Source organism: Noviherbaspirillum autotrophicum, assembly GCF_000818395.1.
Classification (GTDB): domain Bacteria; phylum Pseudomonadota; class Gammaproteobacteria; order Burkholderiales; family Burkholderiaceae_D; genus Noviherbaspirillum; species Noviherbaspirillum autotrophicum.
On record NZ_JWJG01000028.1, the window covers coordinates 4868482 to 4891917 of the forward strand.

The 23436-nt window shown below is 62.1% G+C and carries 22 protein-coding genes; 5 read left to right on the forward strand and 17 right to left on the reverse strand.

The window, feature by feature from the left end:
* Positions 1-11: 11 nt before the first annotated feature.
* From TSA66_RS23935 to TSA66_RS23960, 6 genes are all read right to left on the reverse strand, one after another.
* Positions 12-461 carry a PA2169 family four-helix-bundle protein gene (locus tag TSA66_RS23935; RefSeq protein ID WP_040041827.1) on the reverse strand — a complete coding sequence of 150 codons (450 nt, stop codon included), beginning with the start codon at positions 459-461 and terminating at the stop codon, positions 12-14.
* Positions 462-494: 33 nt separating this feature from the next.
* A complete protein-coding gene (locus TSA66_RS23940; protein ID WP_232429534.1) occupies positions 495-1289 on the reverse strand; it encodes a DUF4142 domain-containing protein in 795 nt (264 codons plus the stop codon).
* 489 nt (positions 1290-1778) lie between these two features.
* Complete coding sequence (locus TSA66_RS23945; protein ID WP_084199863.1) at positions 1779-3359, reverse strand: SpoVR family protein; 1581 nt, start codon at positions 3357-3359, stop codon at positions 1779-1781.
* Positions 3356-4621 (reverse strand): YeaH/YhbH family protein, encoded by a 1266-nt coding sequence (locus tag TSA66_RS23950; protein WP_040041828.1) that lies wholly within the window; start codon positions 4619-4621, stop codon positions 3356-3358. The genes TSA66_RS23945 and TSA66_RS23950 overlap by 4 nt, the downstream gene beginning before the upstream one ends.
* 70 nt (positions 4622-4691) lie before the next feature.
* Complete coding sequence (locus tag TSA66_RS23955) at positions 4692-6614, reverse strand: PrkA family serine protein kinase (protein ID WP_040041829.1); 1923 nt, start codon at positions 6612-6614, stop codon at positions 4692-4694.
* 532 nt (positions 6615-7146) lie between these two features.
* Positions 7147-9537: an AsmA family protein gene (locus TSA66_RS23960; RefSeq protein ID WP_040041830.1), complete on the reverse strand. Its 2391-nt coding sequence runs from the start codon at positions 9535-9537 to the stop codon at positions 7147-7149.
* Between the two features lie 168 nt (positions 9538-9705).
* Between TSA66_RS23960 and TSA66_RS23965 the strand changes: the two genes are divergently transcribed.
* Positions 9706-10218 carry an SET domain-containing protein gene (locus tag TSA66_RS23965; protein WP_408639496.1) on the forward strand — a complete coding sequence of 171 codons (513 nt, stop codon included), beginning with the start codon at positions 9706-9708 and terminating at the stop codon, positions 10216-10218.
* Positions 10219-10243: 25 nt separating this feature from the next.
* Here TSA66_RS23965 and TSA66_RS23970 read toward each other — a convergent pair whose 3' ends face one another.
* Together TSA66_RS23970 and TSA66_RS23975 are read right to left on the reverse strand one after the other, a co-directional pair.
* Positions 10244-10567, reverse strand: a complete 324-nt coding sequence (locus TSA66_RS23970; protein WP_040041831.1) for an AzlD domain-containing protein — start codon at positions 10565-10567, stop codon at positions 10244-10246.
* Complete coding sequence (locus tag TSA66_RS23975; protein WP_040041832.1) at positions 10564-11304, reverse strand: AzlC family ABC transporter permease; 741 nt, start codon at positions 11302-11304, stop codon at positions 10564-10566. Before TSA66_RS23975 ends, TSA66_RS23970 begins: the two co-directional genes overlap by 4 nt.
* A 139-nt stretch (positions 11305-11443) precedes the next feature.
* Between TSA66_RS23975 and TSA66_RS23980 the strand changes: the two genes are divergently transcribed.
* Together TSA66_RS23980 and TSA66_RS23985 are read left to right on the forward strand one after the other, a co-directional pair.
* Positions 11444-12331, forward strand: coding sequence for a DMT family transporter (locus TSA66_RS23980; RefSeq protein ID WP_040041833.1), 888 nt, complete (start codon positions 11444-11446; stop codon positions 12329-12331).
* A gap of 66 nt (positions 12332-12397) precedes the next feature.
* The gene (locus tag TSA66_RS23985; protein ID WP_040041834.1) at positions 12398-12886 is read left to right on the forward strand and encodes a L,D-transpeptidase; all 489 of its coding nucleotides are present in this window, start codon (positions 12398-12400) and stop codon (positions 12884-12886) included.
* Here TSA66_RS23985 and TSA66_RS23990 read toward each other — a convergent pair.
* The 8 genes from TSA66_RS23990 to TSA66_RS24025 all read right to left on the reverse strand — a co-directional run bounded on the left by TSA66_RS23990 (position 12870) and on the right by TSA66_RS24025 (position 20185).
* The gene (locus TSA66_RS23990) at positions 12870-13607 is read right to left on the reverse strand and encodes a YoaK family protein (protein ID WP_040041835.1); all 738 of its coding nucleotides are present in this window, start codon (positions 13605-13607) and stop codon (positions 12870-12872) included. The genes TSA66_RS23985 and TSA66_RS23990 overlap by 17 nt on opposite strands.
* Positions 13608-13733: 126 nt before the next feature.
* Positions 13734-15401 carry a methyl-accepting chemotaxis protein gene (locus tag TSA66_RS23995; RefSeq protein ID WP_040041836.1) on the reverse strand — a complete coding sequence of 556 codons (1668 nt, stop codon included), beginning with the start codon at positions 15399-15401 and terminating at the stop codon, positions 13734-13736.
* Between the two features lie 52 nt (positions 15402-15453).
* The gene (locus tag TSA66_RS24000) at positions 15454-16614 is read right to left on the reverse strand and encodes a GGDEF domain-containing protein (RefSeq protein WP_198358890.1); all 1161 of its coding nucleotides are present in this window, start codon (positions 16612-16614) and stop codon (positions 15454-15456) included.
* Positions 16615-16889: 275 nt separating this feature from the next.
* Positions 16890-17519 (reverse strand): DUF924 family protein, encoded by a 630-nt coding sequence (locus TSA66_RS24005; protein WP_232429535.1) that lies wholly within the window; start codon positions 17517-17519, stop codon positions 16890-16892.
* A complete protein-coding gene (locus TSA66_RS24010; protein WP_040041838.1) occupies positions 17494-17943 on the reverse strand; it encodes a hypothetical protein in 450 nt (149 codons plus the stop codon). Before TSA66_RS24010 ends, TSA66_RS24005 begins: the two co-directional genes overlap by 26 nt.
* 79 nt (positions 17944-18022) lie before the next feature.
* Positions 18023-18592: a DNA-3-methyladenine glycosylase I gene (locus TSA66_RS24015; RefSeq protein WP_040041839.1), complete on the reverse strand. Its 570-nt coding sequence runs from the start codon at positions 18590-18592 to the stop codon at positions 18023-18025.
* Between the two features lie 58 nt (positions 18593-18650).
* On the reverse strand, positions 18651-18887 hold the full coding sequence (locus TSA66_RS24020) for a hypothetical protein (protein ID WP_040041840.1): 237 nt from the start codon (positions 18885-18887) through the stop codon (positions 18651-18653).
* 53 nt (positions 18888-18940) lie between these two features.
* Positions 18941-20185 (reverse strand): dienelactone hydrolase family protein, encoded by a 1245-nt coding sequence (locus TSA66_RS24025; RefSeq protein WP_232429536.1) that lies wholly within the window; start codon positions 20183-20185, stop codon positions 18941-18943.
* Between the two features lie 485 nt (positions 20186-20670).
* Between TSA66_RS24025 and TSA66_RS24030 the strand changes: the two genes are divergently transcribed.
* Positions 20671-20922 (forward strand): DUF6139 family protein, encoded by a 252-nt coding sequence (locus TSA66_RS24030; protein WP_040041841.1) that lies wholly within the window; start codon positions 20671-20673, stop codon positions 20920-20922.
* Positions 20923-20979: 57 nt separating this feature from the next.
* On the opposite strand, the gene TSA66_RS24035 is transcribed toward TSA66_RS24030, so the two are convergent.
* Positions 20980-21801, reverse strand: a complete 822-nt coding sequence (locus TSA66_RS24035) for a DUF429 domain-containing protein (RefSeq protein WP_040041842.1) — start codon at positions 21799-21801, stop codon at positions 20980-20982.
* Positions 21802-21877: 76 nt separating this feature from the next.
* Between TSA66_RS24035 and TSA66_RS24040 the strand changes: the two genes are divergently transcribed.
* The gene (locus tag TSA66_RS24040; RefSeq protein ID WP_052452566.1) at positions 21878-23302 is read left to right on the forward strand and encodes a phospholipase D-like domain-containing protein; all 1425 of its coding nucleotides are present in this window, start codon (positions 21878-21880) and stop codon (positions 23300-23302) included.
* The last annotated feature ends 134 nt before the right edge of the window (positions 23303-23436 follow it).

The window sequence follows — 23436 nt, forward strand, 5'->3', positions numbered from 1 at the left end:
GGCGGACGAGCTTACCCGCTGCGGTACTGGTCGCGCAGGCTTCTCACCTGGTCGTGGTTCTTCAGCACGCCCTGGTACTGCCGCTCCACCACGGTGCGCAGCTCTGCCGGCAAGGCCTTTTCGATCGCATTGCGGTAGCGCGACACCGCCACATCCTCGCCGCGCTCGCACTCCTTGAGCACGGCGCGGTCGTCGTGGCCCATGATGGCGGACTTGACGTCGACCCAGCGCCGGTGCAGCGCACCACCCAGGCTGCTGCCGCGTTCCGGGTCGCCGCCGTAGGCACGCACCAGGTCCTGCAATTCCAGCGCGGCCGCCGCACAGGTCTGCGCCCGATTGGAAAAGAAGGACTTGAGCGTGGTGTCACCCACGTCCTGCGCGCAGGTCAGAAAGCCCTCTTCGCCATCCTTGCAGGTTTCGATCAGGTCGTTCAGCGTGGAAATCACTTCGTCGTTGTCCATCCGAGCTCCGTCAGGTTGTGCATGAAAGCCGTCTTACTTGCTGGTCCCGGAGCCCGGCGTGGACATGTCGGAGCTGCCCGATTCGCCGCTCTTCTTGCCCGACGAAGACTTCGACGAGCCTGAGGCCGACGATCCCTTGGTGCCGGACGAGCCGGTGGTCGTGGCGGCGCTTCCGCTCCTGGCTTGCTTGGCCATGTCCCAGTGCTCGTTAATCTTCGGCATCAGGTTCGAGGCAAGCGTCTTCAGGTCGGAATCCTTGGCCTGCTTTTCTATGCGGCCCAGCAAATCATGCGTTTGGCGGTGGTCTGCCACGCCGCCTTTCGACATATAGGTCTTGTCGAACTTGTCGCCGGACAGGGCGCTCAGCTTCTTGATTTCCGCCTTGTGCTTGGCATCGAGGTCTTGCGGCAGCTGCGCGCCCTTGGCTTGCGCCAGGTCTTTCAGCTGCGACTGCGCAGCGGTATGGTCGTCGACCATCTTCTGCGCGAAGCTGCGCACCTGTTCATCCTTGGATTTGTTTAACGCGATCTTGGCAGCCTCGATCTCGGCCATATTGGAGACGGCCAATTGCTTCATCATGGCCGTGTCGGATCTGCTCAGCTTGTCGGCGCTGCTGGCACTGGTGGACGACTCCGATGCGCCGCTAGTCGCCGGCTTGGTGCTGCTGGTTTCATTTTGCCCGGTCGGGCTCATGCGGCCTTCCTTGTTGGCCTGGGTCTGCCCGGTGGCATCCTTGGCGGACTCCTGTGCGTACACGGAACCTGCGCCGAACATGATCGCCAGCATGGCGACCCCGATCACTTGAGTCAGTTGTTTACGCTGTGCCATTCTTGGTCTCCTTGGAAAAAGTAATAGCTATCCCCAACCGATCGCACAAAGCGGGCTGGAGGCGATAACAATTAGGCAATGTGCATGCCAGAGGTGCGCCGCTGCGGCGGCGACGAGGCGGGACGCGCGAAACCGGGGAAATCAGCCGGGTGAATGGAAGAGACTACAGAGAAGTGGAAAAAATTACAGCACCAAAAACCTGATGCTTCGCGCCTATGCACTCGGCATAGATGACGAAATCTTGCGCGCAGTACAACGCTTAAGGCGGCGCAGACAAAAAAATGCCAAAGCAAAATGAATTTGCTTTGGCAAATGCCCGTCGGGTCGCTCCGACAGGCGCCCATGAAAGAGAGGCGCTACCGATCGCATCTATGCGAATTGCGTGCCACCCCAGGGCGATGGTTTGCGAAAGCGCGCAGTGCAACGACGCACTCCCCTTTCGATGCGCGCTGCTTCGCAAACCGGAGTTACATGACGATGGCTACCTCGCTACGGTCGCTGGCGCTTCTCGCACTTGACCTCCACCGTGTCGAGCACATTGCCGTCGGGGTCGACGGTTTCCAGCATCACGTCGAAACCCCACAGCCGCGCGACGTGCTTTAACACTTCGTCGGCCTGGTTGTTCAGCGGGCGCCGCAGGTACTGGTTATGCCGCAGCGTGAGCGAACGATGGCCGCGCGTGTCGACCGACCACACCTGGATGTTCGGCTCGCGGTTGTGCAGGTTGTACTGGGAAGCCAGCTGCTCGCGAATGTAGCGGTAACCTTCCTCGTCGTGGATCGCGGAAATCGCCAGCTTGTCCTTCTTGTCGTCGTCCAGCACCGAGAAGAAGTGGAAATCGCGGATCAGCTTGGGCGACAGGTATTGCGCGATGAAGCTCTCGTCCTTGAAGTTGCGCATCGCAAAATCGAGCGTCTTCTTCCAGTCGCTGCCGGCGATATCCGGAAACCACTGCCGGTCTTCGTCGGTCGGGTCTTCGCAGATGCGGCGGATGTCGCGCATCATCGCAAAGCCGAGCGCATACGGATTGATGCCGTTGTAATACTTGCTGGTGACCGGCGGCTGGTACACGACATTGGTATGGCTTTGCAGAAACTCCATCATGAAGCCGTCGCCGACGATGCCTTCGTCATACAACTGGTTCAGGATCGTGTAATGCCAGAACGTGGCCCAGCCCTCGTTCATCACCTGGGTCTGGCGCTGCGGATAGAAATACTGCGAAATCTTGCGCACGATGCGCACGACTTCGCGCTGCCACGGCTCCAGCAGCGGCGCATACTTCTCGATGAAGTACAGCAGGTTTTCCTGCGGCTCGGCCGGGAAGCGGTGCGGCGCCTGCTCGGCGACTACCGCTTCCTTCTTCGGCACGGTGCGCCACAAGTCATTCACCTGCGACTGCAGGTAGCGCTCGCGCTCTTCCTGCCGCTCGCGCTCTTTCGCGAGAGACAATTTGGCCGGGCGCTTGTAGCGGTCCACGCCATGGTTTTGCAGCGCGTGGCAGGAGTCGAGCAATTCTTCCACCGCATCGATGCCGTAGCGCTGCTCGCACGCGGCGATGTACTTCTTCGCGAACACCATGTAGTCGACGATCGCTTCCGCGTCGGTCCAGGTGCGGAACAGGTAATTGCCCTTGAAGAAGGAGTTGTGGCCGTAGGACGCATGCGCGATCACCAGCGCCTGCATCATCAGGCTGTTCTCTTCCATCAGGTAGGCGATGCACGGACTGGAGTTGATCACGATCTCGTACGCCAGTCCCATGTAGCCGCGCTTGTAACTCTTTTCGGTCGACAGGAAGTGCTTGCCGAACGACCAGTGCGAATACGACACCGGCATGCCGACCGAGGCATAGGCATCCATCATCTGCTCGGCGGTGATGATTTCGAGCTGGTTCGGATAGGTGTCGAGGCCGAAGCCTTCCGCCACGCGCCGGATCTCTTCATGAATCTGCTCGATCAGCTCGAACGTCCATTCCGACTGCTCGGGCAGGCGAAACGGCTTCGCAGCCTTCTTGCGCCCCGACGTCTTGGCGGCCGCTTTCCTTGCTGGTTTCTTGATCGCTGTTGTCGTCATTTCGTTTGCTTCTTGAACAGTTCACGGAACACCGGATAGATATCGGCCGGCGACTCGATTTTCTGCATCGCGAAATTCGAATGATGGTCGGCGATCTGCAGGTACTCGTACCACAGGTTCTGCGGCTCGCCATCGGTAATCTCGACATACGCGTAGTACTGCACCAGCGGCATGATCTTATTGATCAGCAGCTCGCGGCAGGTGATCGAGTCGTTGTCCCAGTTGTCGCCGTCGGACGCCTGCGCCACGTACACATTCCAGTCGCTGTTGGAATAGCGCTCGGTGATCACCTTGTTCAGCAGGTGCAGCGCCGACGACACGACGGTGCCGCCCGACTCGCGCGAATTGAAGAACTCGTGCTCGTCGACTTCGGTCGCCTGCGTATGGTGGCGGATGAACACCACTTCGATCTTTTCGTAGGCGCGCTCCAGGAACAGGTAGAGCAGGATGAAGAAGCGCTTGGCCGCATCCTTCTTGGCCTGGTCCATCGAGCCCGACACGTCCATCACGCAGAACATCACCGCCTGCGACGTCGGCTTCGGCACCTTGATGCGGTTCGCATAGCGCAGGTCGATCGGGTCGAGGAATGGGATTGCGTGCAGCTTGGTGCGCAGGTGATGGATTTCCTTCTTCAGCGCCAGGATGCGGTGGTCGTCTTCGAACGCGGTCTTCTGCAGCTCTTCGAGTTCGGCTTCCGCTTCCCTTAAGCGCTTGCGCGAGTTGCCGCCCACCGCGATGCGGCGGCCGATCGCGCCGCGCATCGAGCGCAGCACGTGGATATTGGTCGGCGTGCCGGAGATGGTGTAGCCGGCGCGCTGCTGCTTGAATTCGACCAGCGAGGTCAGCTGGGTCTTGACCAGGTTGGGCAGTTCGAGGTCTTCGAAGAAGTAATTCATGAACTCTTCGCGCGTGAGCTCGAACGCGAAGTCGTCCTCGGAGGTTTCCTCGCTGTTGCTGGCCTTGCCCTTGCCCGGGCCGTTGCCGCCTTTCGGCCGCTGCAGCTGGTCGCCTTTTTGATACTCCTTATTGCCGGGGCGGACAGTCTCCCACACGCCGCCATGGGCATGGCCGAACGTGGGTTCGCCGATGTCCTTGACCGGAATGGATACTTTTTCGCCTTTTTCGATATCCGTGATCGAGCGGCCCTTGATGGCGCGCGCCACGGCTTCCTTGATCTGTCCCTTGTAACGCCGCAAAAAGCGTTCGCGGTTGCCAGCAGACTTGTTCTTGCCCTGCAGACGCCGGTCGATGAGGTGAGCCAAAATGCCTCCTGAAACTTTTTGGTTCCCTTCTCCCGCAGACGGGAGAAGGGCCACTACATGCGAGCCGCGATTACGACGACTTGCGCACGCGCAGATACCACTCGCACAGCAGGCGCACTTGCTTGGCGGTGTAACCCTTCGCCACCATGCGCGACACGAACTCCTGATGCTTGTTCGCATCGTCGGCGCTGGCCTTGGCGTTGAAGGAAATCACCGGCAGCAAGTCTTCGGTATTCGAGAACATCTTCTTCTCGATCACCGTGCGCAGCTTCTCATAGCTGGTCCACACCGGGTTCTTGCCATTGTTGTGGGCCCGCGCGCGCAGCACGAAGTTGACGATCTCGTTGCGGAAGTCCTTCGGATTCGAAATCCCGGCCGGCTTCTCGATCTTCTCGAGCTCGCTGTTCAACGACTCGCGGTCGAAGCTTTCGCCGGTATCCGGATCGCGGAATTCCTGGTCCTGGATCCAGAAGTCTGCGAACGTCACATAACGGTCGAAGATATTCTGGCCATACTCGGAATAGCTCTCCAGGTAGGCGGTCTGGATTTCCTTGCCGATGAACTCGACGTAACGCTGCGCCAGGTACTCCTTGATGTACGACATGTAGCGCTGCTCGGTCTCGGGCGGGAACTGCTCGCGCTCGACCTGCTGCTCCAGCACGTACAGCAAGTGCACCGGATTGGCCGCCACTTCGGTATTGTCGAAGTTGAACACGCGCGACAGGATCTTGTACGCGAAGCGCGTCGACAAGCCGTTCATGCCTTCATCGACGCCGGCGTAGTCGGCGTATTCCTGGCGCGACTTGGCCTTCGGATCGGTATCCTTCAGGTTCTCGCCGTCATACACCTGCATCTTGGAGAAGATGCTGGAGTTTTCCGGATCCTTGATACGCGACAGCACTGCGAACTGCGCCATCATCTTCAGCGTGCCGGGCGCGCATGGCGCTTGCGACAGCGACGAGCCTTTGATCAGCTTGTCGTAAATCTTGATCTCTTCCGATACGCGCAGGCAGTACGGCACCTTCACGATATAAATACGGTCGAGGAACGCTTCGTTGTTCTTGTTGTTGCGGAATGCCTTCCACTCGGATTCATTCGAGTGGGCCAGCACCACGCCGTCGAACGGAATCGCGCCGAAACCTTCGGTCCCCTTGTAGTTGCCTTCCTGCGTCGCAGTCAAGAGCGGGTGCAGCACCTTGATCGGCGCCTTGAACATTTCGACGAATTCCATCAGGCCCTGATTCGACAGGCACAGGCCGCCGGAGTAGCTGTATGCATCCGGGTCATCCTGCGAATAGTCTTCCAGCTTGCGGATATCGACCTTGCCGACCAGGGAAGAGATGTCCTGGTTGTTTTCATCGCCCGGCTCGGTCTTGGAGATCGCAACCTGCTTCAGGATGGACGGATAGCGCTTGACCACACGGAACTGGTTGATATCGCCGTTGAACTCGTGCAGGCGCTTGACGGCCCACGGGCTGGGGATGGTTTTCAGATAACGGCGCGGGATGCCATAATCTTCTTCGAGGATCGCGCCGTCTTCCTCTTCCGAGAACAGGCCGAGCGGCGATTCATTGACGGGCGAGCCCTTGATGGCATAAAACGGGACTTGCTCCATCAGGGACTTGAGCTTTTCGGCGATCGACGATTTGCCGCCGCCGACAGGGCCCAGCAGGTACAGCACTTGTTTGCGTTCTTCCAGGCCTTGGGCGGCATGACGGAAGTAGGATACGACCTGCTCGATGACTTCCTCCATCCCGTAGAACTCACGGAACGCAGGATAAATTTTGATAACCTTGTTGGCGAAGATACGCGACAGCCGCGGATCGTGGCGCGTATCGATCAGCTCCGGCTCACCGATCGCTTCCAGCATGCGTTCGGCGGCGGTGGCGTAGGCGAGTCGGTCGCGCTTGCACAATTCCAGATATTCTTGCAGGGAGTATTCCTCTTCCCGAGTCCGCTCATACCGTGCTGCGTAGTTGTCAAAGATTTTCATGGGCTTCCTTTGAGTTAGATCTACCGGTCATTTCGAGCGCCTAACAAAATCCCGTTCGCTGCATGCACGTTGTGTTTTTTGTCTTGTTGTTGTGTCTCTTCTTGTTGTTAGTCTTCTTGTTGTATGACTTGTATGTCACATCAGCGCGCTTTGCGATCGGCACTTTGTTAGGCGCTCTTGGGGTGTCGGAATCAGTTACGAATTTCCACTCCGCAATTTAATAATACGCGCTCTTTTTTCTAGTCGGTAGGAAAATTTCGCTCTTTTTTTGCGCGCATAAATTGTTGCGAAATACCCTTTTCACTTCGTATTTTCAAAGCGCTATTTATCGCGTCTTTATTTGTGTTTACGGCTCGATTGCGTAAAACTTTTTAGCGCAAAAGTTGTCGTGCCACAGGTTTTGCACAGGGGAGAGTGTGTTGAAATGAGACAGACGATATCGCGTCGATCACCTGGTTCGTCATCCACGCGATATCGTCATTGCAGACAGTGATTGATTAAATGGAAGTTGGGTCTATATTAAAAAGATAAGCTATCTTCCGAACAAGCCCTTCAGCTGGTCCTTGAGCTGATCCTGCACTTTTGCTTTTTCTTCTTCCAGCGCCTTTTGCGCTTTCGATTTCACTTCTTCCTTTTTCTCGTCGATGCGCTGCCGGGCCAGTTCGCTGGCCATGCCGGCGAAATCGATACGCCAGCCGATCGCCGTAAACGGCCCGGACAGGCGCACCGGCACCGTCACGCCCTTCAACGCCTGCAGCTCCGGCCCGCCCTGCCCTTGCAAGCTTTGCACCACCGTCGCGCGCGCCAGGTAATCGAGCCGCTCCGCGCCGAGATCGATATCGCCGGAGCCGCCGATGCGCATCAGGGGTGACTTGATGCTGAGGTCGTCGTTGTGCGCCACACCATTGGCGATGCGGAAGCTGCCGGACAGTTCACTAAAGTCGGTCTTCTCGGCAGTCGAGCCCTGCCCGCTTTGCGCCGACGGTTGGCCAGCCCCCGTGTCGCCGCGGATTTCGCCGATCTTCGCCTTGGCGCTGCGCACCGTCTGCGCAATATTCACGCCGCGCACCGCGCCGTCGCGCAATTCCATCCGTGCGGTACCGTTCAATCCCTTCATCATTTGTGTGAAGGTGCCGCCGGCCGTGGTGACGTCGAGCTGCACATTGCCCCAGCCCTCCAGCGTGTCCTTGTTGATTGCGTCCTTCAGCAGCGGGCCGACGTTGACGCCGGTGAGGCTTTGTCGCACCGCAAAACGCGCAGGCACGCTCGCGGTGGCCGACAATGCGCCGGCCACGCTGCCGCCATAGAGATTGGCGGCGAGCGGGCGGATGTCGAGCTTGCCGCCACCGGCGTGCAGATCGAAGCGCACATTCGAGGTCCGGATGTTTTTGACTTTCAAGGCACCGACCCGCACGCTGCCGTCGGCGCGCAAGTCGCGCAGCGCGGACAGGTCGATCGGCTTTTCCGGCGCACTCGCCTTGGGCACGGCCGCAGCGGTTGCGGGCGGCTTGGCCTGGTAGCGGTCAAGGTCGATGCGGTCGACGCCGATATCGAAGGTGTAGGCGGCCGGGGAGAATTTCGTCAGGCCGAGTTTCGCATCGAATGCGCTTTCGTCGAGGCTGCCCTTCAGCGCGGCCGACACCGACTCCTTGCCGAGATTGACGTGCGCGCTGCCGCCGGCTTTCAGCTTGAGCGTGCCGCCGCCCGGATTGGGCAAGGTGAAATTGGCAAGCAGGCTGGACAAATCGATCAGACCGGCGCCGAGATTGGCGGACAGCGGCGTGGTGAGCGTGCCGTCGACGGCGCTGCCCTCCTGCTTGCCTGACAGCGACAGCGCCAGTTGCGGCGAAGTAAACAGCAGCTTGTCGATGTCGCCAGCAATGGCGCCGCTGATCTTCGCCTTCACGTCGCGCTTGGCGTCCTTCAGGGCGGCGTCCACCGTCAGCGCGGGCAGCTTGAACGCCTGCGGCGAGCCCTCGAACGACGGCGCGCCGAAACTGGCGCTGATGGCGCTGCCGGCCTGCGTGAGGCTGGCCGTGCCGCTAAGCTTGCCGCCAGTTACCTGGGTGTCGGTGATCGCCAGCTTCGGCAGGTCGAGCTTGACTTCCAGCGGTTGGCCGGCGCGCTTGCCGGCCGCGCTGAACTTGATGGCGTCCAGCGCAAAGCGCTTGGCGGCCGGCTTCAGGTCGGCATTGCCGGCCAGCGTGAGCACGAGATCCCGGAAGTCGAGCGCCGCGCCGGTGAGCTTCCCGTCCAGCCCCTTGAACACATAGCGCCCCTGTTCCAGGTCCATGGTGAAGCCGGTGTCGAGCGCCAGCCGGGCGTCGAGCGCCGGCTTGCTGCTCTTGATGCCGCTGGTCAATTTCAGCTTGCTCGGTACGCCGCTGGCGATCTTGCCGGTTTCCAGGTTCAGGTCCGACAGCTCCATCCTGCGCCCCGCCTTCTGGTCTTCGTACAGGATCTGCGCATGGCGGATGTCGACGCCGTCGATATCGAATGCCACCTGCTGGCCCGAGTCCTCGTTCTTCGACAGCAGGTCGTCGTAGTTGGCGCTGCCATCCGCATGCCGCCGGATCGTTGCGCGCAGGCCGTCGATTTTCACCCGGTCGACCACCAGTTGCTTGTGCAATAGCGGAATCAGGGCGAGCGAAACCTTGGCGCTGTCCACCGACGCGAATTCGGCCTGGCTGTTGTGCTCGGAGATGCTGAGCTTGCCAAGATCGGCGCCCAGCCTGGGAAAGAAGCTGAGCTTGATTTCACCGGGAATGGACAAGGTGCGCTGCTTCTTTTCCTGCACCAGCCGGATGATCAGCGGCTTGTAATCGTTCGGATCGAAGGTGGCAGCAATGAAGCCGGCGGCGATCAGCAGCAGGCCGATCAGGGCGGCGAACGCGATGAGCAGATATTTGACGAGCTTGGGCATGGTTCAGTCCGGGAAAATGGCAAGCGATGAAACGCGCGGCCGAAATACATGGCCGGCGCGGCCCTTGTTCGATCTTCAAGCTGATGTAAAAAATCCATTGTATAAGACTGCATATTGCGATAATGACGGTTTTACGTTTTGTATAAGGCTCTCGCCGGAGCCCGCACCATGACCGCAATGACCGAACCCGCACAAACCTCCCGCGCCACTGCGCGGCGCGACACACCCGCTTTCGCCGTGCGCAATTCCACCATCCACGGCAAGGGCGTATTTGCCACGCGCAAGATCCCCGCCGGCAGCCAGATCGTCGAATACGAGGGTGAGCGCATCAGCTGGAAGGAGGCGGTGCGGCGCGAAAACAAGAAGGCGCCCGGCGACTTCCATACGTTTTTCTTCAGCCTGGAAAGCGGCAAGATCATCGACGGCGGCAGCCAGGGCAACGATGCGCGCTGGATCAACCATTCATGCGAGCCGAACTGCGAGGCGCGCGAAGAAGACGGCCGCGTCTTCATCTACGCGCTGCGCGATATCCGGCGCGGCGAGGAACTGAATTACGACTACGGACTGCTGCTGGAACAGCGCCACACGCCGGCCTTGAAGCGCGCTTACGCCTGCCTGTGCGGCGCGCCGAACTGCCGCCATACGCTTCTGGCGCCGAAACGGAAAAGGAAGGCGGCGTAAGAAGGCAGCCGGCGCGGCGCCGATATCAGGTGAATCCGCCGAACTGCCAGGCAAAGAAGATAGCCAGCGCGGCCACGATGGTGACCAGCTGGCGCCGCGTGGCCAGGCACACCAGCACCGCGACAATCGAGGCGACCAGTTGCGGATTGTGCAAGGACAGTTCCATGCCGCCGCCGTGCGGCGCCAGCACCATTGGCACGACGATCGCCGTCAGTACCGTCACCGGCACGAAACCCAGTGCCTGCTGCAGCAGCGGCGGAAACACCGCGCGGCTGCCGAGCACGAAGATCGCCGCCTTGATGAAGACCGTGACGGCGGCCATACCAAGAATCATCACCGTGTAATTCATGCCGCGTCCGTCCTTTTCAGTTGCGCCTGCGGCCGCAGGCGCAGCAATGCCATGCCGACGGCCACGCCGATCAGCACGGCGGACATCAATCCGAGCTTGTACGGCAGGTCGCGCAGCAGAAAGGCGAAGATGCCGGCGGCGAGCGCGGCGCCGAAATGCGGCATGCGGTTCAGCTGCGGCACCACGATCGCGATGAAGGTCGCGACCATCGCGAAATCGAGGCCGAGCGACTGCAATTGCGGAAACGCCGCGCCGAACAGCAGGCCGGCCAGCGTCCAAAATTGCCAGTTGGCGTACATGGCGAGCCCGGAGCCGAGGAAATACCAGTGCCCGAGCTTGGTGTCGGCGCGCGTGCTGTAATAGCCGTTCATCACCGCGAAGGTTTCGTCTGTCATCAGAAAGCCGAGCATCCAACGCCAGCGCGCCGGCAGGTGCGCCACGCGCGGCAGCAGCGTGGCCGCATACAGCATGTGGCGCAGGTTGACGATGAAGGTAGTGAGCCAGATCACGAGCAGCCCGGCGTGACCGGCCACCAGGCCGACTGCGATGAACTGGCTGGAGCCGGCGAAAACCCCCATCGACATCAACTGCCCCTGCCAGGCGGCGAGCGGGCCGGAGGCGACCAGGGCGCCGAAGATCACGCCGAACGGCGCGGCGCCGACCATCATCGGCAGCGTATCGCGCGCACCGGCGGCCAGGCTGGAAACACGCGTGGAATGCGGGGTGGGATGCGGCATGACAAAATCCTTTCAGGCGAAATGGTAAAGCAGCCGCAACCCGAATGCTTGGATATTCTTGCGCGTCGCGCGTGCTCGGCAGAATGTGCGCGCACCACTTACAATCTTGTCTTCATTCCCTGCGCTCGACCGACCATCCATGTCCAATTCCAATCTTGCCAGACTGTTCCTGCTCGGCGCCATCTGGGGCACGAGCTTTCTGCTCATGCGCATCGCCGCCCCGGCGCTCGGGCCGCTGCTGACGACCTTCGTGCGCGCGCTGCTGGGCGGCGCGGCGCTGTTTGCCGTGGCGTGCATGCGCGGCGTCGATTTCGCCTGGCGCCGTAATGCGAAGGCTTACCTGGTGATCGGCCTGTTCAATACCGCGATCCCGTTTTCCCTGTTCGCATGGTCGGCGCTGTACATCCCGTCGGCCTACATGGCGACCATGAATTCGCTGGCGCCGGTGTTTACCGCCCTGTTCGGCTTTTTGCTGCTGGGCGAGCGGCTGACGTTCATGCGCCTGGCCGCCTTCGTGCTCGGGCTGGCCGGCGTGGGCGTGCTGGTGGGCGTGGGGCCGACCGCGGTGACGCTGCATGTGGCGCTCGGCGTGCTGGCGGCGATCGGCGCGGCGGTCTGCTACGGCTATGCCGCCACCTATACCCGCATGAAGGCCGGCGGCATTCCGTCGCTGGCAGCCGCCGCCGGCAGCCAGCTGGCAGCCTCGGTGGCGCTGCTGCCGTTCGCGCTGACCGACGTGCCGCATGCGATGGCGGCATGGACGCCGACGGCGGCAGTCGCCGTCACGGTGCTCGGCCTGGTCTGCACCGGCGTGGCCTACGCGATTTTCTTCCACCTGATTTCCGCCGAAGGCGCGAGCAAGGCGATCACCGTCACCTTCCTGGTGCCGGCCACCGCGTCGATCTGGGCTTGGCTGCTGCTGGACGAGCCGATCACGGCGGGCACGGTGGCGGGTATTTCAGTCGTGCTGTGCGCAACGGCGATGGCGCTCGGCCTCGTCGAAAAATGGAAGAGCCTGCGGGCATAAAACCGTGCGTGATGCGCCCTGGGCTGCTATCGTAATGGCTTTCGTACCGCACTGCCCGTCCACGCCATGCCGCGCATTCTCATCAGCATCCCGCAGCAATCGCTAGAACTGTTCGACGACGACGGCCATCTGCTGCGGCGTTATTCGGTATCGACCGCCAGCAACGGCCCCGGCGAACAACGCGGCAGCAACTGCACGCCGCGCGGGCGCCACATCGTGCGCGCCCGCATAGGCGCCGGCATGCCGAGCGGCACGGTGTTCGTGGCGCGCCGGCCGACCGGCGAAATCCATACGCCGGAACTGGCCGCAGCCCATCCGGGACGCGACTGGATCCTGTCGCGCATCCTGTGGCTGTCCGGCTGCGAACCCGGCGCCAACCGGCTCGGCGACGTGGACACGATGCGGCGCTACATCTACATCCACGGCAGCGCCGACAGCGCGCCCATGGGCGAGCCGCTCTCGCACGGCTGCGTACGCATGCGCAACGCCGACATCATCGAGCTGTTCGAGCTGGTGCCGGCCGGGACGCCGGTCGACATCAGCGATCGGGTTTAAACATCGGCGCCGATGACAGGACCACCATTCCTATCGCCAGCGGAATGGTGGCGGAAAAGCCGACGTACTTGAAGCCGAACGCGCCGAGCACACCGCCGCCAAAGAAGGAGGCGACCAGCAGCAGATGCACCTTCAGTTTGCGGCGGTTGGCCGCCACAAACAGATCCCGGCTGTCGGCCGACTCGCGGTTCCAGTAGAACAGCTTGCCCAGCTCGATGCCGATGTCGGTCACCATGCCGGTCACGTGGGTGGTGCGGATTTCCGCGTTCGATATCTTGGTCACCAGCGCGTTCTGCAGCCCCATCACATAGCACAGCAGCACGGCGGTGAGCGACATGTCGATCAGCTCGTGCTTGCGCAGGTTGGCGCCCATCAGTCCAAAGATCAGCAGCAGCACCGCTTCCAGCAACAGTGGCGGCGTGTACGGATTGCGGTCGCTGTTGCGCTTCGAATAATTGATCATGATCGCGCTCGACGCCGCGCCGCACACGAACGACAGGATCGACAGGAAGGCGGTCGCGACCAGCGGAAAGTCGCCGAGGATCAGGTTGTCGGCGGCCAACGAGACCATGCCACTCATGTGCGAGGTGTACTGGCCGATGGCGAGAAAGCCGCCGGCATTGAGGGCGCCGGCATTGAACGCGAGCGACGCGCCCAGGTGCATGTTGGCGCGCGCGGTGCGGTCGGCGGACGTGAGGGAAGCAAGATAACTGATGGGCATGGAATAACGCCTTGGAATGCGCGAATAATTACATGACCTCAATGATACGACCAAGCCCCGTCAATTGCAGAAATGCGCGGCGAATTCGCCACGAAGCGTTGCATCTGCCGCACCGCTCCCGCAGGTTCAGAACTGCTCCCACTCGTCTCCCGCCGCCGCTGGCGATTTGACAATACTAAGCTGTCGCGGCATACCCACCGTCTGGCGGGATGGCGGCACAGCCGACTGCGCCACCGACACGACAGGCGCCCGCGCGTCGAGCTTGAACACGCTGACCGCTTGCGCCAGGCTCGCCGCCTGGTCCTGCATGGCTTGCGATGCCGCCGCCGCTTCCTCGACCAGTGCCGCGTTCTGCTGCGTGACCTGGTCCATCTGCGCCACCGCCTGGTTGATTTGCTCGATGCCCGACGTCTGCTCTTCGCTGGCGGCGGTGATCTCTCCCATGATGTCGGTCACGCGCCGGATGCTGTCGACCACTTCCTGCATGGTGGCGCCGGCCTGGTCGACCAGCTGGCTGCCGACCTCGACCTTTTCCACCGAGTCGCCGATCAGGGTCTTGATTTCCTTGGCGGCGGACGCCGAGCGCTGCGCCAGGTTGCGCACTTCGGCCGCCACCACGGCAAAGCCGCGTCCCTGCTCGCCGGCGCGCGCCGCTTCCACCGCGGCATTGAGCGCGAGGATATTGGTCTGGAAGGCGATGCCGTCGATGACGCTGATGATGTCGACGATCTTCTTCGACGAGGCGTTGATCGAACCCATCGTGTCGACCACCTGCGACACGACCGCGCCACCCCTGCTGGCCACGTCGGAGGCCGATCGGGCCAGGCTGTTGGCTTGGCGGGCGTTGTCGGCGTTCTGCTTGACGGTGGAGGTCAGCTCTTCCATCGAGGATGCGGTTTCCTCCAGCGAGCTGGCCTGCTGTTCGGTGCGGGAGGATAAATCCATATTGCCGGAGGCAATCTGGCCGGACGCGGTGACGATGGCATCGGTGCCCGAGCGCACCTGGCTGACGATGCCGCTCAGGCTCTCGCTCATGTTCTTCAATGCCCGCATGAGATGGCCGATCTCATCCCCCGAATTCACCTCGATGCGCTGCGTCAGGTCGCCGGCGGCCACTTCATCGGCGAGCTTGGCCGCCGCATCGAGCGGTTGCGAAATGGCGCGCACGAGCCAGGCGCCGACGATGGCTGCCAGCAGCAGGCCGAATATCACGCTGGCGATGCCGGCTGCACGCACGGTCTGGTAGAGTTGTTGCGACTTGTCATACTCGCTCTTGGCGACATCGAGCTGCAGCTTGACGAGGGCGTTGATCGCGTCGCGCACCGGCACGAAGGAGGTCGTCATCGGCCCCTGCACGATGTCGGTGGCGGTCTTGATGTCCTGCGCGCGCAGCGCCGCGACGGCGGGTTGCAGACCCGTTTCGACGAACTTCTTGCGGCTTTCCGCAAACTGGTCGGCCAGTTTCTTTTCTTCCGGGGTCAGGTAGGTGGATATGTACTGGTTCCACACCTGCGTGATGCGCTGGATGTTGCTATCCACCTCGTCCATCTTCTGCCCGATCTTGGCCGGATCGGCGGTCAGTGCCTCAGCGGTGAGCAGCCGGTTCAGGCTGAGCAGCCGGACCACCTGATCCAGCTGCCCCATGGCGACCAGCCTGTCGTCATAAATCGTCTTGGTGGCATCGTTGGCAAGACCCAGGCTGACGATGCCGATGAGGGCGCTCAAAACGAGCAGAAGGCCCAGGAAGCTGATCACGAAGATCAGGCGGAACTTGATGGAGAGATTTCTTAGCATTGGTATACCCCCGTCCTGAAATGGCCGCGCCCCTGCGCGGAGAAAAATCCGCTTACGTCTGTTCTGCACACCCCACGCAACAATCCTTGCCAGCCACCTTGGCCTGGTACATCCGCTGATCGGCGATTTCAAGCAGCTTGCGCCAGTTGTCGGCGCGATCGGCGCAGCGCTCAGCCAAGCCGAAACTGGCCGTCATGCGCGTGCCGTCCGGCCGCGTACCCAATCCGCGTTCGCGCAGGCGCGCCACGGTGGTCGCCGCGGTGGCGCCGGAGGCGCCGGGAAGGATGATGACGAATTCCTCCCCGCCCCAGCGCGCCAGGATGTCGCCGGCGCGCAGGTTGGAGCGCAGCGCGTCGGCCGCCGCCTGCAGCACGCGGTCGCCGCTGTCGTGCCCAAACCGGTCGTTGATGCGCTTGAAATCGTCCAGGTCGACGAACACCACGGCCAGCGGCGCGCCGCTGCGCGAGGAAATGTGGAACTGGATGTCCAGCATCTCTTCGCCGGAGGCGCGCGAAAAACAGCCGGTCAGCGTGTCGTGGCTGGCCTGCTTCACCAGCGAAATCATGAAGCTGAGCTGGCTCATGCCCGCCAGCGACGCGACCGCCGCGATCAGCAGCAGCAGCCAGAATGCCCCGAGGTGCGAACTCCAGCTCAACAGGTTGAGCTGCATGAGCGCCACCAGCGCTTCGGCGGCCAGCACCGGCAGCGCAAACAATACGCCTTCGGCCGCCGTCAGCGGAAATACGGCCAGCCCCGCTACCATCACGAACGGCAGGAACGCATAGCCGGCCGAAATGGCCGCGGCCGGCCCGTCCATATGGAAGTGCGACAGCAGCGGGTGCGAGTAGATGAAAAACAGGGTCGGGATCGCGAACATGAACGCCAGCGCGCGGTAGGCGTCGGCCATCTTGGTCGACTTGCGATAGGCGCGCGCGAGCATGCCGAAGGCGATGCTGGTGATGAGGCGGCCGACGACGAGCATGATGGTGAGCGGCCAGGTGAACACCAGCACGTCGACGATCATCCACAGCGGCGTGAGCAAGGCGAACAGTCCGGCCACCATGCGCATGCGCGAAATGATCAGTTCGGCGCGGCGGCGCTCCAGCAGCGACGCATGGCCAAACGGCAGCAGCAGTTCGCGCAGCAGGCCGCGCGGCAGCGCGCTGAAGATCGACTCGGCCATAAAAGGGAACAACAACTTCAGGGTTTGCACGAGGTATTCCTTCACGCCCCCGCTTCGGAGGGTTTTCAACGGTCCTGCGACAACGCGCAAGGCTGGCCAGCCCGGCAACCGATGGTGCAGGAAAGACAGCCCAATATCTGGATGGACAAGGGAAATAGAGAAATCTTCCCGCAAGCGCGCTTAACCAGCACGTTTTACCGAATTGCCATTGGGAAAACTTTGATTCAAATCAATTAGCGCCGGAAGCCATGGCACATTCCGAAATTCCGCAACGCGCTAGTCACCGTCTGACGCCGGGAACCTCGTCAGAACGACGATCCCGGCTGCTGCAGGAAGGCCAGCTCGTCCGCGCTCGACTGGCGTGCCAGTATCCGGTTGCGGTGCGGGAAACGGCCGAAGCGGGTGATCACGTCGCGGTGCCGGCGCGCGTAATCCAGAAAGCCCTCGAACACTGCTTGCCGCGCAGCGCCGGCCTGCTGCACCAATTCCTCGAACAGCGCCACCGCCTGCGCCTGATCGTCGGCCGCTTCCGAGTGCTCCAGCGGAAGATAGAAAAAAACGCGCTCGATCGGCCGCAGCGCAGCGTGGGCGCCGGCAGCCAGCCCCTGCTTGCACCACGCCAGCGCATGGTGATCGTAGGCGAAGGATTGCGGCGTGCCGCGATAGATATTGCGCGGGAATTGATCGGTCAGCAGGATCAGCGCCAGGCGCCCGCGCGGAGATGCCGCCCAGCCGTCGAGCGCGCCGTCGGCGGCCTTGTCCACGCAGGCGGCGAAGCGCCGTGCGATCTCGCGGTCGGTTTGCGCATCCTTGGCCCACCACAGCCGCGCGCGCTCCTGCGCCACCAGCGCATCGTCAGTCTCGGTGCCGAACCAGAAGGCGTGGATGCTGGCGGGCGTTTCCATCTTGTCAGTGGTTGTTTTTGCCACGACCATGACCGTGTCCCTTGCCATGGTCGGCGGGAGACGCCTCGCCGCCAGCCGAGGCCAGCCGGAAGTCGCCGCGCTTGAGCGCATGGAACTCGGGCGAGCCGGGCTTGATCCCGAGGTCCTTGGCGATCGCGCCCCAGCCCTTGCCATGTCCGGAGCGATACACCTGCAATACGCGCTCGACCGGCTGGTGCGTCATGGCGCCGAGCTGGAAGATCATGAAGGCGTCGGCCGGCTGCCCGACCGAGCCGAGCACCGCGCGCACCTGCACGTCGTTGACGCCGAACTGGCTGCTCAGGCTCACCGAGAACCCGGCCATGTCGGCTCTGGCCTGGACGTTCGTATTGCGCAGGAAATCGTCCAGCCCGTCCCCGGCGAAGGCAGCACAGCAAAGAATGGACATGGCGGCGGCGACAAGCATTTTTTTCATGAGATGGCTCCCTTGGAAGAGTGACGACGTGCCCTGCATCATACCGCGGCCGGCGGGCGCGCACAGGCGGCGCGCGGCCTCAGCTTAGCCGGGCGTGGCAAAAGCAGTCGACCCGGTGGTCGTTGACCATGCCGATGGCTTGCATGTAGGCGTAGATGATGGTCGAGCCGACGAACTTGAAACCGCGCTTGGCCAGGTCCTTGGACAGGCGGTCCGACAGCGGGGTGGTGGCCGGAGCGGGCTGCTGCAGCGTCCAGGCATTCTGCAGCGGCTTGCCGTCCACATACGCCCACAGGAATGGCGCGAGTCCGCCGGCGGCGTCGCGCAGCCGCAGGTAGGCCTGGGCATTGGTGATGGCAGCGGCGATCTTGAGGCGGTTGCGGATGATGCCGGGGTTGGCCAGCAGCTGCGCCACCTTGGCAGCGTCGTAGCGCGCAATCTTTTGCGCATCCCACTGGTCGAATGCGACGCGGTAGTTTTCCCGCTTGTTGAGCACGGTTTCCCAACTCAGGCCGGCCTGTGCGCCCTCCAGGTTGAGCATTTCGAACAGGCGCGTCTCGTCGCGGCAGGGCACGCCCCACTCGTGGTCATGATAGGCGAGGTACAGCGGGTTGGCCGGATTGGCCCAGGCGCAGCGGGTCGGTGTCATGAAGCGATCGCGTCGGAAGGACAGGCGTCGATTCTACCGGTTTTGCGCAGCGCGACCGTTACTTCGAGCCTTGCCTGAGCCTGGACCAGCGCAGCAGACCGATCACGAGCGCGATACCGGCCAAATCGGCCAGCGCGGTCTGCCGGTTGACGGTGAAGCCGAGCAATCCCTTGATGCCGGTGACGATCATCCACGCGCTCACGGCCGACAGTGCGACATGCGTGAGCGGGCCGGAATAGGCCTTGCCGAAGGTGGCGAGAAGATTCTGCTTCTTGTCGTCGGGTTGCTTGTTCATGCCGATTTATCCATTCCATGCGCGGGCGGCTCGGCCCGCGCCGTATCTGCTGTTCAGGGCCCGGTCAATGCCTGCGTGGCCTTGCTGGGTGCGGCCGCCATCGCGGTGCCGGTGGCCGGCTGGTCGTCGACCCAGACCACGTTGTTGTCGACCGCATACAGCTTGCACGGCTGCGAGCTGTGCTTCTGGCAGTCGGCCAGCACCTGTTCTGCCGGATCGTCGCCGTCCTCGGCCCAGCTCCAGGCGCCCGACGGAGAAACCGCAAAGGCGCGCGGGTAAGACTTGGTCAGGAATTCGCGGTAATGCTCGCGCGCGTCGCCCTTCAGGTAAGGCACGGCATTGATGTTGTCGACGGTGGCGTACTCGGTCTTCGGAATCTTGATTTCGTCGGACAGCGCGACCACCGGCTCGGTGGGCATGCCGAGCTCCTTCAAGAACTTCTCGGTCTCGGGCCACCAGATCTTCACGCCGTCGCGGCTGCCGCTCATGCCGTGCGCATCCTTCTTGAATGCGCCGTAGGCCACCAGCCTGGCATGGCCGCCGGCCTGCACATACGCGTCATACATGCGGCTGGCCAGGTCCGGGCCGAAATGCTGGTCGTTGGCGCCGTAGAACCAGATGCTGGGCAGCTCGGTCTTGCCGCCGTAGCTCGAAAACGCCTGCACCAGCGAATCCTGCCAGTGGCAGTCGCCGCCGTGCATCTTCAGCCCGCCGGCAAAATTGATCAGGCCGCGCACGCCGGGGAAGCGGCGGGTGCCGAACGCGAGCGTGGCCAGGCCGCCATACGACTGGCCGGCGACGATGATGCGGCCCTTGTCGACCCATTCCTGCTGGTCGAGGTATTCCAGCGTGCCTTGCAGGTCGTCCGCCTGCGACTGGCCCTGCGCGGTCATGTTGCAACCCTGGTCGACATAATCGCCGGTGGACTTGGAAAAGCCCTTGCGCATCGGGATCACGACGGCATAGCCGCGCTTGACGAATTCGCGGCTCAGCACCACGAAGCGGTCGCGCCCCTGCGAATGCGGATTGCCGAGCGCCTTGCCGTGATTCATGATCACCAGCGGGAACGGGCCGGTGCCGGGCGGCTTGAAGATGGTGGTTTCCAGCTGCACCGGGGCGCCGCCGCCGGACGTCACCGGGATCATCACGACTTGTTCATTGAGGGCGGCGTCGAGCGTGACGGCCGGCGCCTGCGAGGGATGGGTCATCAAGCTCAAGGCGAATGCGGCCAAGCCGACGAAGGTCGAAAAAGTCCAGCGTTTGTTGCCGCTCCGATTCTGTACAAGTGCTTCTGCCATTGATCTGATCCACGTCGAGTGAGAAAACAAACCGGCTTGCATCGCAAGCCGCCGCGTGGCTTCGCCTACTCATTACTTTTCGGAATGCGCGAAATGCGCGATCCGCAGAAATGCCGTAACGCGGAGCTATGACTGCGCGCAATTTCAAAGGAGAAACTTGTATTGACGCAGTTCAACGTTGCCCATTCTAAATACCGATTTTCCGCGGTTCAATACTCAATCATGCAACTCGTAAAGATTTGTTTCAGAGAATTTGTGCATTCAACAAGAGCGCACCGGAAATGCTTGAAAGCACGACAAGAAGTGTTGTCGCTCATGCAGCAAGGAAGGGATAAAGAGGGATGCAACGGTGTTGTCCTCTCGCAAGGACAAGCACTACAGGAGGGGGAAAATCCGGAAGGTGGAACTGCGATTTCGCTAGCGCCCGCAACCTTTAAGATAATGAACGGTCAATAGCAGACGCTGAACTTGATGAGGATGGAAACATGAAAGTTGACGTGTACAAGCGCCCGGAACAGGCTGGTATGTATTCCTACCTGGCGGTTCCGGAAGGCCGGCCGATTCCGCAGGAAGCGACCAACATCGACTGGGAAACGGCTGAACACAATGTCGATCTGGACCAGGACAACGAGCCGCTGCTCGGCCTGACGGCGGACGACGCGCTGCAGCAGATCAGCGACAAGGGGTATGCGATCTCCAGCGTGCACAACAAGATTCGGATCGGACCGAGCGTCTAACTGCCTTTCCTGCCTGGGGCTGGCCTCGCGACCGAGGTCAGTTGTCTGCGCTTATCTTCACATTTCCAATTCACTATGCGGCGCGGCGGCGGTCCAGCCTTCGACCGGATCGAGTGTGCGCGGCAAGCCGAAATGCGGGCGCTGCCCCGCCCATGTCGCCGCCACTGCACATAACACGGCGTCGAGCCAGTCGGCGCTACCGTCGTCCACCAGCTGGCGGCGCAGCGCGGGCTTGAGCTGCAGCCGGATGCCAAGCGGATGGCTGCCGCTTTCCAGCGCCTGCACGATGCGGACGCGGGCGGCACGCCGCTCGGGCGTCTGCTTCGCGCGCTCGTCGCTCTTGTAGGATGCGCGCGTAACGGCCCGCGCCACCAATCCCGGATACCCCTCCAGCGCGATGCGGTGCGGGTCGCCCTCGTGCAAGCCGAATACCGTCACACCGGCGTGCAGCAGGCGCTGCGTACCTTCATGAAACATATAAGCTACTGGCGGATTCACCCACTTCATCGAAGGGCTGGAACCGGCAGGCCGGTCAGTGGCGCGATGGGCAAACTTGTTGCCCACCGGCCGCGCATCGCAGAAGGCCTTGAACGTCTCGCGCAATTGCGCGCGTGGCAATGCCGCGCAATGCCGTACCAGCGCCGCCCAAGTTTGCGGCCAGCCGAGATGCTCGACCAGTTCGCGCGACAGCCCGAATGGAAAATCAAAGGCGCCCAGCCATGGCCCGGGTTGCGCCAGCCATGCTTCATATGATGCCCAGTCGGAATACTCGACCACGCCCTCGATGCGCAGCAGCGCGCCATCGGCCTCGCCGTGCGCGACCGTGATGGGCTTGGCGCGCCGCGGCGCGGAAGTGAAATCGACTCCGACAATGTGCATGAAATCAAATTAACGGAATTAAAAGACGGCAAAACGATTCAAACAGGCAGCAGCTTCTTCGCATAAAGGATGCCAGATGAACATGCCGGTGCGCCCCCCTCTTGCTTCTCATCGCCTTACCTGGTGCATCATTGCAATTATTGCAGGCATTGTCGTCTCCTGCGCCAGCCTGCCCGACGTCAGCTACCTGCAAGCACACGAAGCGGCGCCGACGTCGCCGCCGACCATCGTCAATACGCATGGTGAACTGACGGACAGCAGGACGCAGGCGGTACTGACGACCCTGAAGGAAAAGGCCGGCGCTTCCGACATCCTCACCAAGCATGTTGCGGCGGAAGAAGCGATCAGCGGCACGCCGCTGGTAGCCGGCAACAAGGTCAGGCTGCTCGATGACGGACCGATGACGATGCGCGCCATGATGAGCGCGATTCGCGCCGCGCGCGATCACATCAACCTGGAAACCTACATCTTCGAGGATGACGAAGTCGGACGCGCGCTGGCCGATTTACTGATCGAAAAGCAGGCGGCAGGCGTGCGGGTCAACCTGATCTACGACAGCGTGGGCACCATCGACACCCCGCGTGAATTTTTCGCTCGCCTGCGCGCCGCCGGCATCGGTACGCTCGAATTCAATCCCGCCAATCCGCTGCATGCGTCGGGCGACTGGGAACTGAACCAGCGCGACCACCGCAAGCTCCTCGTGGTGGACGGGCGCATCGCCTTCACCGGCGGCGTCAACATCAGCAAGGTGTACGGCAAGAGCTCCTTCCTCAAGAGCAAGCGGCAGGCGCCGCCCAAGGATGCGAAGGAAGCCGCGTGGCGCGACACCCACATGCAGATTGAAGGCCCGGTCGTCGCCGAGTTCCAGAAGCTGTTCCTCGAAACATGGCAGCGCAAGACCGGCAGCAGGCCCGGCGACGCCCGCTATTTCCCGCCGCTGACGGCACAGGGCACGGCGCTGGTGCGCGCCCTCGGCAGCACGCCCGAGCATGCCGACTACACGATCTACAAGACGTATATCTCGGCGCTGGCCAACGCCGACAAGAGCGCCCACCTGACCACGGCTTACTTCGTGCCGGACCGGCAAATCATGCAGGCGATGCTGGATGCGGCGCGGCGCGGCGTCGATGTGACCATCGTGTTTCCCAGCTTTACCGACGTCGGCATGATCCTATACGCCGGGCGCGCCTATTACGACCGGCTGCTGGAGGCGGGCATCAAGATTTATGAGCGCAAGGATGCCATGCTCCATGCAAAGACGGCGGTGATCGACGGCGTCTGGTCGACCATCGGCTCCACCAACCTCGACATGCGCAGCTTCCTGCATAACGATGAAATCAATGCCGTCGTGCTCGATGCCGAATTCGCCGACCGCATGGAAGCCCTGTTCCAGCGCGACTTGAAGGAATCCGTGGAAATCACCCGGCAACAATGGAGCAGGCGCGGACCGGTGGAACGCATCAAGGAATGGGCGGTGCAATTATTTGCGTACTGGCTGTGACGCCAGACGGCGCGTCGCCGGCCTGCCGCGCGCGTCGGAATTTGCGAAGGAGCATGAACTGACGCGTGCAACATTGATGTTTCCCGACGCGACGTTGCGCAAACCTTGGGCAACGTCAAGTTTGAACCAAAATG